The organism is Ruminococcus sp. RTP21198st1_G1_RTP21198_201120 (assembly GCF_040924265.1).
Lineage (GTDB): Bacteria > Bacillota > Clostridia > Oscillospirales > Ruminococcaceae > Hominimerdicola > Hominimerdicola aceti.
Window position 1 is genome coordinate 99,607 of sequence record NZ_JBCOMH010000008.1, and the last position, 14,211, is coordinate 113,817.

The 14,211-nt window shown below is 43.0% G+C and carries 10 protein-coding genes; 7 read left to right on the plus strand and 3 right to left on the minus strand.

Features of this window, described 5'->3' with window-relative positions:
* Together AB5627_RS06900 and AB5627_RS06905 are read left to right on the plus strand one after the other, a co-directional pair.
* Positions 1–1,123, plus strand: a 1,123-nt coding sequence (locus AB5627_RS06900; protein ID WP_368369752.1) for a fibronectin type III domain-containing protein, incomplete at its 5' end; no start/stop codon positions are given.
* 664 nt (positions 1,124–1,787) lie between these two features.
* Positions 1,788–2,558, plus strand: a complete 771-nt coding sequence (locus AB5627_RS06905) for a hypothetical protein (RefSeq protein WP_265291073.1) — start codon at positions 1,788–1,790, stop codon at positions 2,556–2,558.
* A 161-nt stretch (positions 2,559–2,719) separates the two neighbouring features.
* Here AB5627_RS06905 and AB5627_RS06910 read toward each other — a convergent pair whose 3' ends face one another.
* Positions 2,720–3,817, minus strand: a complete 1,098-nt coding sequence (locus AB5627_RS06910) for a glycerol dehydrogenase (RefSeq protein WP_022286582.1) — start codon at positions 3,815–3,817, stop codon at positions 2,720–2,722.
* A 345-nt stretch (positions 3,818–4,162) separates the two neighbouring features.
* Here AB5627_RS06910 and AB5627_RS06915 point away from each other — a divergent pair, with 345 nt between their 5' ends.
* Both AB5627_RS06915 and AB5627_RS06920 read left to right on the plus strand, forming a co-directional pair.
* Positions 4,163–4,312 carry a hypothetical protein gene (locus AB5627_RS06915; RefSeq protein WP_022286581.1) on the plus strand — a complete coding sequence of 50 codons (150 nt, stop codon included), beginning with the start codon at positions 4,163–4,165 and terminating at the stop codon, positions 4,310–4,312.
* Complete coding sequence (locus AB5627_RS06920; protein ID WP_022286580.1) at positions 4,299–5,858, plus strand: RNA polymerase sigma factor; 1,560 nt, start codon at positions 4,299–4,301, stop codon at positions 5,856–5,858. Before AB5627_RS06915 ends, AB5627_RS06920 begins: the two co-directional genes overlap by 14 nt.
* A 68-nt stretch (positions 5,859–5,926) precedes the next feature.
* Here the strand turns inward: AB5627_RS06920 and AB5627_RS06925 are convergent, their stop codons facing one another.
* Together AB5627_RS06925 and AB5627_RS06930 are read right to left on the minus strand one after the other, a co-directional pair.
* Positions 5,927–7,249 (minus strand): sensor histidine kinase, encoded by a 1,323-nt coding sequence (locus AB5627_RS06925; protein WP_022286579.1) that lies wholly within the window; start codon positions 7,247–7,249, stop codon positions 5,927–5,929.
* Complete coding sequence (locus tag AB5627_RS06930) at positions 7,249–7,962, minus strand: LytTR family DNA-binding domain-containing protein (RefSeq protein ID WP_022286578.1); 714 nt, start codon at positions 7,960–7,962, stop codon at positions 7,249–7,251. The genes AB5627_RS06925 and AB5627_RS06930 overlap by 1 nt, the downstream gene beginning before the upstream one ends.
* A gap of 225 nt (positions 7,963–8,187) precedes the next feature.
* Here AB5627_RS06930 and AB5627_RS06935 point away from each other — a divergent pair, with 225 nt between their 5' ends.
* The 3 genes from AB5627_RS06935 (at position 8,188) to AB5627_RS06945 (ending at position 13,772) form a co-directional block, all read left to right on the plus strand.
* Complete coding sequence (locus AB5627_RS06935) at positions 8,188–9,906, plus strand: GLUG motif-containing protein (protein WP_333635024.1); 1,719 nt, start codon at positions 8,188–8,190, stop codon at positions 9,904–9,906.
* Between the two features lie 204 nt (positions 9,907–10,110).
* Entirely contained in the window at positions 10,111–12,027 is a 1,917-nt protein-coding gene (locus tag AB5627_RS06940) for a GLUG motif-containing protein (protein ID WP_368369753.1), read from the plus strand.
* A gap of 206 nt (positions 12,028–12,233) precedes the next feature.
* Positions 12,234–13,772, plus strand: a complete 1,539-nt coding sequence (locus AB5627_RS06945) for an NPXTG-anchored protein (protein ID WP_368369754.1) — start codon at positions 12,234–12,236, stop codon at positions 13,770–13,772.
* Positions 13,773–14,211: the final 439 nt, after the last annotated feature.

Here is a 14,211-nt window from a genome sequence, read left to right on the forward strand (position 1 = left end):
GGATAGCACAACTAAGGCAACAGGTCACAGCTACGGAAATTCTGTTGTAACAAAACAGCCGACTTGCACATCAGAGGGTACAAAAACAAAGACTTGCACAAAGTGCAATGCAACAGTTACAGAAAAGCTTCCTGCAAAGGGTCACACCGCAGTTACCGACAAGGGCTACCCTGCTACTTGCACCACCGCAGGCAAAACAGACGGCTCACATTGCTCAGTTTGCAATACTGTTATCAAAGTTCAGACAGTGATAAATGCCACAGGTCACAAGTCAAGCGGTTGGATAGTCGACAAGGCGGCTTCTATCGGAGTTAAAGGCTCAAAGCACAAGGAATGTACAGTCTGCAAGAAAGTTCTTGAAACGGCTGAAATTCCTGCACTTTCAAGAATTAGCATTTCAAAGGCAAGCGTGACACTTTCAACTTCGACCTACGCTTATGACGGCAAGGCAAAGAAGCCTGGTGTAACGGTCAAGCTAAACGGCAAAACTTTGAAGAATGGTACAGATTACACAGCTTCCTATTCAAACAACACCAAGGTTGGAACAGCAAAGGTCACTATTAAGGGCAAGGGCAATTACACTGGCTCAGTTTCTAAGACCTACAGTATCAAAAATAACTTCAAGAAAGCCACAGTTTCGAGCATTTCCACAAAGGCTTTCACTGGCAAGAACATCACTCAGAGCATTACTGTTAAATACAATGGCAAAACATTGAAAAAAGGCACTGACTACACAGTTTCATACTCTAACAACAAGAGCATAGGCACTGCCACTGTAAAAATCACAGGAAAAGGCTCTTACACAGGCACTATCACAAAGACGTTCAAGATAAATCCTGCCAAGCAGGAGATACAGAAGCTCACGGCAAAGTCAAAGGCATTCTTTGTGGATTGGGCGCAGAAAGGCTCTGCTACCGGATACGAGATTCAGTATGCTACCAACTCAAAGTTCACAAGTGCAAAGAAAGTTACCATAACAAACAACAAGACCGACACCAAGACTATTTCAAAGCTTTCGGGCAAAAAGAAATATTACGTTCGTGTTCGTTCTTACACAACTGTAAAGGGTACGAAATACTACGGCGCTTGGTCGGCTTCAAAGAGTGTTACTACAAAGAAGTAATTTTATATGAGAACAGCGTATCGCAGGGGGCTGCGGTACGCTGTTTTATTTTTACTTTGATATTGCAGTTCGGGGCTTCAAAAATTATTCTTTTCCTAGTCTTTCAGAAACTTCAAGCACCAATCGCTGGCCTTTTTCCGAAAGTTTCGATCCTGCACCCAATTTCCGTCTTACTTTGGGCAGGACGGATTTTTTTGTTCCCGGTGAGATAGAATTGCGTTATGATAAATTTTGAAATCACTCGCCGTGACGGGCATTTTATGTACTCATGTCCCTTGTGCATATGTGCTAAGCCCGCAAGATCGCAATTGTATGTAATGTCAAAAAGGTGCATATAGTCTTGACAAAAGACCGGACGTCTGTTAAACTTATCCTAAGCAAAGACCGGGGACGACACCCATAGAAAATAACAGCGTCGGAGCTAAACGCAAGCCTGTGTAATACAGGCACTAATTTAATATTGCTGTGCAAGGGGGAGATACCCATAGAAAAAAACGTTATTGTTACAGACATAAACGGAAAACGAATCGGAGCCACCTATCCCAAAAGGGCTAAGGGGCTTGTTAAGAACGGTCGGGCAGAGTATGCAAGCGACTGTGAAAAATGTACTATAAGAATGTTGGATACTCATAAGCCGACCGTGGATGTTACGGAGGTAAACAATATGGGTAAAGTAATAGATTTTGATCCTAGAGATTTTAAGGCAGATAAGTCCTGCGAAAACAATGTCATAGCTAAATATTTTGTGACCGATGAGGACGGCGAAAACGTTATTGCCTATTCTATTGGAAACTGGAATTGGGACTGGACGCAGATATGCTGTGACAAAAAACTTGAGAAAAATACCGACTATGTTTTCAGATTTGTGATAGTCGGAGGCTATTGTAATACGTGCAATGAAACTTCTCGCTTTGAGATCGTGCCTATGCCAGACGGTAGCTTAACCGATGAAGCTTACGAAGACAGATACACCTATGATCTGGCTCAGAACAGATATAAGCCTGTTTTATGCAAAAAGACCGACGAGGGTATGCTGAGGCTTTTTGAGATACCTTTCAGAACCTTTGATTGCGAAGATTTCAGGTTTGTATTCATTGCTATGCACGCTGTTGCAACGCTCTATGCGCCAAAAAAGTTTTCAGCTTATGCAGACCTTGAGGATACGAATTTTGACCAGCTTCGTGATGAGATCAACAGCAAAAACAGCGAGGATAATTCTGCAAATGTGGTGATGGATTTCACAGGCGCTCATGTCACACGCTCGACTGTCACCGATCTGCTCACAATGGCTCGTTTTGGCAAAAGCGAGAATGTTTGTATTGATTTTACAGGAGCTGTCATAGAGGACGATAAGCCGGACGATATTCAGGCTGATGCAGATGATACCGGGTCTGACGATATTGCTGTTGAGCTTATGGACGTTGCAGACAACTGAGCTTCGCAGGAAGATATACTTTACTAAGATATTATGATTTAATAAGTTGATCCAAACAGAGAAACCCATTGATCGGGTTTCTCTGTTTTTTTTCGCACAGAAAACCACCCACAGCTAAATCAGCCGTGGGTGGCAATATTATTTTAAATATATACTATTCTTTATTTTCCCAGTGCTATCTTGCCCATTGCGTCTGCCTGCATGATAGCGTCATAAAGTTCGATAGGCTGTACGTCGCCTGCAAGATTGTGGATAGTTTCGCCTGGAATACAAGCGTTCTTTGCGATAGTTTCTACCTGCTCAGGTGTAGTTACACCGATCTCTTCAAGTGTGACAGGAAGTCCCACTTCAAGGCAGAAGTTCTGTACCTCTTCAAACTCTTCCTTTGGCGCACCCTCAAGTACAAGCTGAACCAGTGTACCAAGGGCTACACAACAGCCGTGGTCTGCGTGCTTGATTCCCAATGATGTTACGCCATTGTAGAACGAGTGTGCAGCCGCACAGTTTACGTTGTCTGCTCCAACACCTGAAAGATATACGTTAGCCTCGCAGATAGCTTCAAGAGCAGGTGTAACTGCGTGTACCTTGCAAGCCTCAACTGCCTGCTTGCCATATGTTTTCAGCGTGTCATAGCAAAGTCTTGCAAGTGCCTGTCCTGCTCTTGTGATGCCTGTGCCTTCAAGGCTTGCGGACTCTGTTCTTATGGAAGCTCTGCCCTCAAAATATGTACCAAGTGCATCGCCCATGCCTGCAATAAGGAACTTTACAGGTGCGTTTGCGATAACTGTTGTGTCTACCATTACTGCGTCTGGATTGGTAGGATAGAAAAGATATTTGTCAAAGCTGTGGTCATCATTGTATATTACTGACAGACCTGTACATGGCGCATCTGTTGCCGCAACTGTAGGCACGATAACAATGTGCTTGCCTGTGTAGTATGCTGTAGCTTTTGCAGTATCAACTGCGCTTCCGCCGCCAACTGCAACTACTGTGTCGATGTTGTCAGCCTTTACTATCTCTTCCATTTTGGCTATCTCGCCCTTGCTTGATATACCACCAAATACTTCATAGCGTCTGTAATCGTCAAGTTCGCCAAAGCTTTTCTCTATCTTGTCATGACAGGCTTTGTAGCCACTGTTTGAACATACAAACAGCCACCTTTTGCCCATATAGCCCATTTCTTCATGAAACTTAAGTGTAGCATCTCTGCCCTGAACATATTTGAGCGGCTCACGCATTGCTCTGAGTCTTCCCATCATAATGAATTACCTCCGATTTGTTTGATTTATTAACTTTATACGGAATTCTTTCCGTATTTTCAACTAGATTATAGCATATTGCACAAGAGATACAAGAAGCATTTTATTAATGATATGTGAATTATCTATTATGGCAAGTTTTGAAAAATAGTTGCTTAATATACATAAATATAGTATAATGAGTATTAAGACAGTATGCGTCATAAGGTTGTGTATTTTTCATAGGCTGTGGGGTGCGTTTTTGTGCAGATATACAAAAGTGTGATGTTATGATAACCATATCGGGATAACTGCAACTAAGTATATGAAAGGGCAAAAACGAGAGAGCATGAAACGGAGATAAAAATGAAAAATGCAAAGCTTGGAGATGTCATCGCCTTTGTCCTAAGGTCCATGAACGAGGAAACTCGTCAGACAGACGATGAGGCAGAGGCGCAGATGAAAAGGTTGATACGCATACTTGTCTTGGAGGGATATGTGAATGAACAAGAATGAATTGAGAGCCGTTGTAGAAAAGGCTCAAAATGGTGAAAAGACAGCTTTTGAGAAGCTGTACAAAGAGTTCCACGAGAAGCTTTATTTCTTCGTGCTGAAAAACGTTGGGGATAAGCATACCGCAGAGGATATCTCCGAGGACAGCTTTTTGGCTTCAATGGAGGGGATAGGGTCGCTGAAAGAGCCTGAGCATTATGAAACGTGGCTTCACTCTATCGCTTTCAACAAGTGCAGAATGTATTTCAGACAAAAGGGCAGAGAGGATAACATAAGCCTTGATGACGAAAACCTCAGCGAGGATATCCATGCTGACGATACTGTTATGCTCCCTGAGGATTATGCCGATAGCAAGGAGCTTAAACGCTGTCTGAAAAAGGTCATAGAGGGGCTGAAGCCTGAGCAGAGGTCGGCGGTGATACTTTATTATTATGACGGCATGCCGCTGAAAAAAGTGTCCGAGATTTTGGAGATAAGCGAGAATGCCGCCAAGCAGAAGCTTTTTAAGGCGAGGGCAAAGATAAAGAAAGAGATAGAGCGTATCTTTGAGGGCGGCGCATTTGCGGCTGTGCCTATGAGCGCAATGATGAGAGCGGCTCTGCCGAAAAAGTATGCAATGACAGCGGCTTCACCTGTTACAGCGTTGAAAACCTCTTCCGCTGCTATAAAGATAGTGGGAACTGCGGCGGCTGTGGTGGTGGCAGTGAGCATACCATTGGCTCTCCGTGGAGTGAACAACAACGGCTTCGGCGTTCACGATGACAGCAGTGTTTCAGACAGCTTAAATGACGATAGCCTTGACCTTTCTGACAGCAGTATGGCAGACGCTTCATCAGAGAAGATACCTGAAATCAGTTCGTCAAAAGCTGAAACAGACAGCATATCTGAGCCGTCAAGCGAGCCTGAAAAGGTAACAGACACCGCCGTGACAACTGCACCTGCACCTGTGCAAACCGATACTCCTGTTACAGATACGCAAGGCGAAAATACAAGCGCTGTCCTCCCAAGTGCAGACAAACCAGGCGAGGAGCTGTTTTCAAATACAGTGGGGGATATGCTCAAAATGGCAGACAACAACTATGAGTTTGTTTATCCAACATTCGTTCAAAACGGCTATGATTCTATGTATCAGTGCTCGGCTTTTCCGCAGTATCACTTCGGCAGGGCGGCTTTGAATACCGAAACAGGCAAGGGCTATGTTGACGAAAGCCTGCCTGTCACAAGGGTGGAGCTTTACAATGGTGCATACATCACAAAGAATATCTATGTGGGCATGACATACAACGAGCTTTGCAACGCTCTGGGTGAAAAGCCACTTATGTATCTTTCAAATACAGACAGAAACCGAATCGTATCAGCGACAATAAACGGCAGAACATGGTGGTTCGGCTTTGACCTCACTGACGAACAGCTTGATGAAACATATAAAAGAATGCAGGCTCAGACGGACAGCGAGACTTTTGAACTCAACCCATATCAATACGGCGTTGACATCTCTGACATTGACCCTGTTACAAGCGTGGCAGTGTGTGATATAAGCGACAATTAAGAACAGCAAAACGGATATACTATATATAATAGAAAAAGCGGAGGCTCTTTGCGAGCTTTCCGCCTTTTTCATATGTTCAGCATTACGGAAGCGTAAAACATTCCGTCACCGTATTCAAATTTAGCTACGCCATTGTATTTGGCGGCAATGTTCTTGACAGACTCTGTGCCGATCCCTTTGCCATTGCGTTTTGAGGAAAGGAAACCGCCTTCTGGGTCGGTGAGTATAGTTCCGGTGAAGGTGTTGTCCACCGCTAGGCAAAGGGAATAGATGTCAGCCTTTGCTCTGATTATTATTTTTTTATTCTTTGCACTGTCAGACACGCAGCCGTGAATGGCATTTTCGATAAGATTTCCGAAAAGCACAGAGAGGTCGGTTATGTCTATTTTTATGTCATCTGGGATGTCAGCACTCACCTTGTATTCAATGCCGCTGCTTTCCGCTATTTGAGCAAAATATGCAAGAAGTGCGCTTACAGATGTGTTTTTGCAGTAAATGTGTTCTGATATATCGGGCATAGAATCCCTGAAAGAATTGAGATATTCCGAAAGCTTATCGTATTCGCCCTTTTTCAGAAGCTCCTGCATAAGAGCGATATGATGTCTGACATCATGCTTATAGCGTCTTGTTTCTTTTATCTTATCCTGCAAATAGTCATATTGCAGGTTCTGCATTTCAAGCAGGTGGTTATTTTCCTGAAGCCGCAGATTTTTCTGCTGTTCGCTGACCAGCAGTGCCACGATGTAATACACCAGAAACGCTCCTGCATTTATAAAGAACAGAGCTATGGTGTTCTTTGGCTCCAGAGCAAGCTCTAAGCTGCTTTTCGTAGAGTTGCCGTAGAGAGTATAGTACCATATTATATAGAACGTAAATGGGATAAGCCAAAGATAGCGCCACTCCAGACCTGACGGCTCTCTTTCCACCGCAGGTGTGTAGACCTTTTTCATGTAGATAAAAAGCGGCCCCCATACCACGGCTTCTGTCATAAGCATACAAAGGGAAAACGACCAGCGGTATGACTCATAGGCAAGTGACGGGAACAGAATGCCCTCCAGACACTTTGAGGTAATGACGATAAAGCTTGCGTTATTTGAAAGCAGAAGCAGTGTGAAGCCTGTTTTGCCGACCTTGACCTTCACAGCGAAAAAGTAAAAAGCCGCATAGAGCAGGGTGCTGACTGCACTTAGCAGACCTGCATTTGTGCTGAAAAATGCCGCCTGCCAGCCTAAGAAGATCTGCACCAGTGAAAGAGCCACAACAAGTCCCACAGTAGCTGTTTTGGAAAAGCGAAGCCTATGCCGGAAGGGATAAAGGGCAAGCACCATAAGTGGCAGAAAATTCAGAAGGGAATATATGCCCACTTCCACAAGGCGGTATAAAGGAGGCATTACTGCTCACCGCCTTTTCGCAGATCACTGAAGCGAAACTGAGCGAAGGCGTCTAATGTTTCTCTGGATTTTCGGCGGCTTATGGGGATATGTGTGCCGTCGCTCATTATGAAAAGGTCGCTTTTTTGCTGGGCTATCTCATAGAAATTCACGATGACGCCTTTGGTGGAGGTGTAAAAGTATGAATGACTGCAAAAAATGCTCTCGATCTCAGCGAAAGAATTTCTTGAAACTATGCTTTCACCGTCTGTGCAATGGATTGTCACGATATGTGACGCACAGTCTATGTAGATAACATTTCTGAGTATCACGTTCTGACCGTCGGGAAGCTTAACTGAACGCATACGATCAATTTCATCAGAACCGATCCGGTCGAGCATTGCTTTTACTTTGTCAGCCTGAAAGGGCTTACAAAGATAGTAGCAGGCGTTGAGGTCGTAGCTTTCGCTTGCAAACTCGTTGCTTGAAGTGCCGAATGCGATATGCACGTTTTTGTCTGTTTCACGAAGCTTTTCTGCGACCTCTATCCCTGTCATTTTCCCCATGAATATATCAAGCACCACCAGATCATAAGCTCCCATCTGCCAACATGATAAAAAGCTTTCTCCGCTTGAAAACGTATCTATCTGACAGCTGTGAGCGGTTTGTTCGGAAATATATTCATGAAGAAGTGCAAGGTCGTTTTTATTATCGTCTACCAATGCCACTCTCATACTGTAAAAATCCTTTCTTATACATGATTTCTTAATATATAATAACACACATCAAAGCAAAATTCAAGCATTATTCATTTATTTTGTTACCGCTTGTGCAGATTTTTGACCGTTTGTGCTAAATTTATTGACAAAGTGTGTAGTCTGTGTTAAAATAATCGTGTAAAATTATGTTCTGAGTAAAAAAGAAATATCAGCAACGAAAAATATTATGGAGGAATTAGAATGAAAAAGAAAATTTTAAGTCTTTTGGTGACGGGCTGTCTTTTGTTTGTGCCGACAACGGCATTTGCAGACGATAATAAGACGGTAATAAAAACTGTTGACGACCTGTTGGCGTTTTCAAAAGCGGTAAACAACGGAGATTATGACAAGAATAAGGACGCAGTTGTTGTTCTTGAAAATGACCTTGACTTGACAGGTGTTGTATGGACGCCTATCGGAAACGTTTTCGATGAAAACGGCTATATTGAACATTGTTTCAGCGGCAAATTCTACGGAAACGGTCATACTATTTCAAACATTGATTTTACGTCTATTTATGGTAAAGATTTGTTGGTCGGTTTCTTTGGCGATATCGAGGAAGCAGAGGTATCAGGTCTGACTATAGAGGGAAATCTGGATGTGACAAATACTGATAACGAATATACTGTTTATGGCACTATTGCAGGATTTGCAGGTGATTGTACTATTTCTGATTGTGTGTCAAACGTATCGTTCAACAATAACGGCAAATATGTTTATGGCTTCATAGGCATGGTAGGTCAGGCATACGGCACAACTTTTGAATATTGTGAGAACACAGCAGACATAACTATCTCAGGCGACAACGAAAGTGTTTATGTCGGCGGTATAGTTGGATATGCGCAGATTGGAACGGAAGTCCGCTATTGTTCAAGCACAGGCGATATGGTATATGCTGCACCAGACGCCGGCGGTATCGTAGGACGTTTGTATGGCGATTCCAAGGTTATAAACAGCTATGTTACAGGAAAACTCACGCCGGTTGGCAACGGAACCACAGATGTAGGCGGTATTGTTGGTTCAGTAGCCGGCGGTTCTGTAAGTGATTGCTATTTTGCAGGAGAAATTGACCTTTCACAGTACTCAGCCAAAAAGCCATATACACGTTTCGGCGGAATAGTGGGGAAGGATTCCTCGTCTACAACTGACTTTAAAAACAACTATTTCACAGAAACAGAAAATGTTGAAGCTTGCGGTTCAAATAAAGAAGCAGGCAAGGCTAAATCATATGACTATATGACAACAAAAGAATTTTATGACGAGCTGACAGCCGACGGTGCAAAGTATCAGTATGTTGAGGGAAAAACGCCTGTCCTGCCAACTAAGGAATATGCAGTTGATTTTGAAGTAACACCTGCTGACCTGAAAAATGTTGTAATAAAGGTAGACGGAAAAGAGATAACAAACAATACTGCAATGCTTACATCAGGCACTTACACAGTAGAGGTAACTGCTGACGATTGCGAGCCTCTCAGCAAGGAAATAACTATTTCAGCAGATATCGCAACACATACACAGGTTTTTGAACTTGCATACAAGTCAGCAGACTACACAGAGCTTGACAAGGCAGAGGAAGCCGCAAAGGCTCTCAACAAAGACGATTATGAGGACTTCTCAGAAGTCGAAAAGGCCCTTGCAGCTATCGACAGAACGAAGAACATCACAGAGCAGGCTGATGTTGACGCTATGGTAAAGGCTATAAATGACGCTGTGGCAAACCTTGTAAAGAAAACACCTGCTTCTTCACAGCCTGACAGTTCCGCTTCTGACAGCTCATCAGCCGATAGCAAGTCAGACAGCAGCTCAAAGGCGGCTTCAAACGCTTCAAACACAAACCCGTCAACAGGCGTTGCTGGCGGAGCGTTCGCTCTTGCACTTCTGAGCGGTGCGGCTGTGGTCATGGCTAAGAAGAAAAAGTAATATATCCATTAAATAGATATATAAAGCAATTAAGTGGGGCTTTCATACATTATTTGTTTAAATGAATACCGCTTGTGCAGATTTTTGATCGTTTGTGTCAAACTTGTTGACAAGTATGTGGGTTGTGTTAAAATAATCGTGAAAAATTTATGTTCTGAGTAAAAAAGAAATATCAACCCCGAAAAATATAATGGAGGAATTAGAATGAAAAAGAAGATTTTAAGTCTTTTGGTGACGATGGGTCTTGCGGCAAGCTTAGTGCCTGTTTCTGTTTTTGCTGACGGTACAGAGGTCTGGGACGGCTCTGTAGCGGAGTCTTTTGCAGGAGGAAAAGGCACAAAAGATGACCCTTATCAAATAGCTACTGGCTCACAGCTTGCGTATTTTGCGAAAAGAGTGAACGCAGAGGAATATGGTGAAAAATATGCAGACACATACTTTGAGCTTACAGAGGATATCGACCTCGGTGGAAAAGAGTGGACTCCAGTAGGAGAAACTGTGGCGGATCTTATTATGGGTGGTCATGAATATTTTGTTTTCTCTGGCAACTTTGACGGAAATGGTTATACTATCAAAAATCTTACCATTGGAACAGAAACATCGCCATACATTGGCGATGTATGCGGCTTGTTCGGTGCGACCAGCGGCACTATCGAGGACGTAGTTCTTGAAAATGTTTCTATAAACTATGTTGGCGGAAATCACAGCAGTGGATATGGCTTCCGCATGGGAGGTGCGCTTGTAGGTTATTCTATGGGCGATATAGTAAATTGTACTGTTATCGGTCTTGACATGAAGGCAGGCTCTGACGGCAGCTATGTTGCTCTTAACAGCATAGGCGGATTAGTAGGCATTCAGGACGGAGGTACAACAGTGAGCCACAGCCGTGTTTCTGGAAAGATAGAGGAATCAACAAAAAAGGGCAATGTTGGTGGCTTTGTTGGTACGCTCGCAAAAGGCTCATCTGCTAAATATTGCGGTGCAGACGTTTCTGTTGAGGTAACAGGAAACGGACGTGGCATTGCAGTAGGTGGCTTCGTTGGAATAGGTAATGGAGTGACAATTGATGAAACTTTGATAGAAAATTGCTATGCCACAGGCAATATAACAGGTGCAGAATATGCAGGCGGCTTTGTTGGAAACATCTCAGGTCTTAACATCAGCAACTGCTATGCAAAGGGTGATGTAAGCAATAGTTTTGTTGGTGCGTCATTCATGGGTACTGACGCTGCAAGCAATAACTATTATGGCACTGTAAAGAATTGCTATGCAACAGGTCTTGTATCTGATATTTCTTCTTCCGCTTATGCTTTTGCAATGCAAGATACGATGAATAGAAGTACGATTCAAAATTGCTACTACAACATACAAAATACAGCAAAAAATACGGAATCAGCAGCTTCTCTTACTATTGACGATATGAAAACAGACAGCTTTTTAAATGTGCTCAACGGCTCATCAAACGTATGGACTAAGCGTAATAACGATACTCCTGCCTGCGGTGCTGAGCCTGCTGACTACAGCAATGTTTATGAAGTGCTGGGTAATATTCCTGCCGACCTTTCTGTCTACACAAATGAAAGCGTTGCAAACTTGTACAGTGCAGTTGAGGCTTTAAGAGGGTATAGAGATCTTGCACAGCAGTCAGATGTTGACAAAATGACGAAAGACATAAACGATGCCGTTGAAGCACTTGTTTACAAGTCAGCAGACTATACAGAGCTTGACAAGGCAGAGAAAGCCGCAAAGGCTCTCAACAAGGACGATTATGAGGACTTCTCAGAAGTCGAAAAGGCTCTTGCCGCTATCGACAGAACAAAGAACATCACAGAGCAGGCTGACGTGGACGCTATGGTAAAGGCTATAAACGACGCTGTGGCAAACCTTGTAAAGAAAGCTCCTGCTTCTTCACAGCCTGACAGCGTAAGCAGTTCTGATGCTTCGTCAGATACGAGCAGTTCCACTTCTGACAGCTCATCTTCTGACAGCAAGTCAAACAGCAGCTCAAAGGCGGCTTCAAACGCTTCAAACACAAACCCATCGACCGGTGTTGCAGGTGGAGCATTCGCTCTTGCACTTCTGAGCGGTGCGGCTGTGGTCATGGCTAAGAAGAAAAAGTAATATATCCATTAAATAGATATATAAAGGAAGTAAGTGGGACTTTCATACATTATTTGTTTAAATGAATACCGCTTGTGCTGATTTTTGACCGTTTGTGTCAAAACAGTTGAAAAATTATTACCGCTCTGCTATCATAATTATAAGCAGGGCGGTTTTATATCGCAATGCAAATATGATATGAAGTCTTATATTTCGGGAGGATAAATATGAAAAAGACAAGAATTTTTAGCACGATGCTCGCAACAGTCATATGTATGGCATCTTTGCCTGCAATAAATGTTTTTGCGGCAAATCAGCAGAGAACTACAACTCTTGACCTTACAGTGGCAGGATTTCAGAACGATCAGAAAAATGAAGACGAGGGCTGGAGCTGGGACGCTGATACTCTGACGCTTACTCTTGACAATGTAGATTTTTCTACAGGAAATAAGTCGAGTATAAAAGTTGACGGCTTAAAGTCTACAACGATACTTTTCAAGGGTGAAAACAAGCTTGAATCATCAGCAACTATTATTAGCAGGACGGATAGAGGCTCAAAAGATACTGGTTTGACTTTAAAAGGCGAAGCTAAAGAAAGTAAGCTTAGCCTTGTTGAAACAGGCAATCTTCCTTCAATGGATCAGCCAAATATCACCTTTGAGTCAGGTACAGTTGATATTCAGGGCGGTGCAGCCATTACTTTGTATACCATAAAAGTAATGGAAGCGGCTGTGAATATTGATACAACTATGGCAGACCCTCAAGATGGTTGGAACGATGGTCTGTATGCTAACGGTTCTATCGAGATATACGGTGGAGAGGTCAATGTTAAGGCCGGAAGAATAGGTCTGTTTGTTGTTGGCATAGGTGCTCCTGAGCCAAAGACAGGTCTTAGAATAGAGGGCGGCAAGCTTGATCTTGAGGGTGGCCTCGCTGACGTATATCTGGGTTCTGGTAATGTTAAGAATGGCATTATTTCAGCAGGCGATATAACGCTTAAAGGCAAAAAAGGTATTTTCCTCTATGATTGTGAAAAGTGCGAGATAACAGGCGGAACCTTCCATGTTGATGAGTGCGAGGATCCGTTTATGGCACATAAGGACAGCTCAGGTGTTTTTGAGATAGCTGACGCTGACTACACAAAAGTAGACAAAGCAGAAGAAGCTGCAAAGGCTCTTAATAAGGACAACTATGTGGACTTTACAGCCGTAGAAAAGGCACTTGAAGCTATCGACAGAACTAAAAACCTTACACAGCAGTCAGATGTTGACAAAATGGCGAAAGACATAAACGATGCTGTTGAGGCACTTGTTTACAAGTCAGCAGACTATACAGAGCTTGACAAGGCAGAGAAAGCCGCAAAGGCTCTCAACAAAGACGATTATGAGGACTTCTCAGAAGTCGAAAAGGCTCTTGCCGCTATTGACAGAACAAAGAACATCACAGAGCAGGCTGATGTGGACGCTATGGTAAAGGCTATAAATGACGCCGTGGCAAACCTTGTAAAGAAAGCACCTGCTTCTTCACAGCCTGACAGCGTAAGCAGTTCTGATGCTTCGTCAGATACGAGCAGTTCTGCTTCCGACAGCTCATCTTCCGACAGCTCATCTTCTGACAGCAAGGCAACTGACAGCAAGTCAGACAGCAGCTCAAAGGCAGCTTCAAACGCTTCAAACACAAACCCATCAACCGGCGTTGCTGGAGGAGCATTCGCTCTTGCACTTCTGAGCGGTGCGGCTGTGGTCATGGCTAAGAAGAAAAAGTAAATAAGATCTCCCCTATTGTTGATATTTCGGAGAAGGGCAGTTCCTTGTGGACTGCCTTTTTTCTGTTTGCAGGAAAGCGGGATTTGCCTGCATAATTTGGGGCATTTTTTTTGCAAAGAAGCATAAAAATGCAATTATTTTATATTGATACTGCAAAATCGTCCGCGCAAGCTTAGACTAACTATTGATAATAGTCAATATCTTTTATTATCTATTTTATACCATGAAATTACATTTATTCATAAAAAATCGTTATAGATTTAAGCGAAATGTAAAAAATCAGCTCACAAAATCTGCGTTTACCCTTGCAATTCAGAAAAATATGTGGTATAATTATATTGCTGTAATAGGAGCACAGCATGAAATGCTGGCAGTGTGTTTTCAATTGTCAGATGAATTTCTGTATAGCTTATGCTTTATAATAAGGAAAGAAAATGAA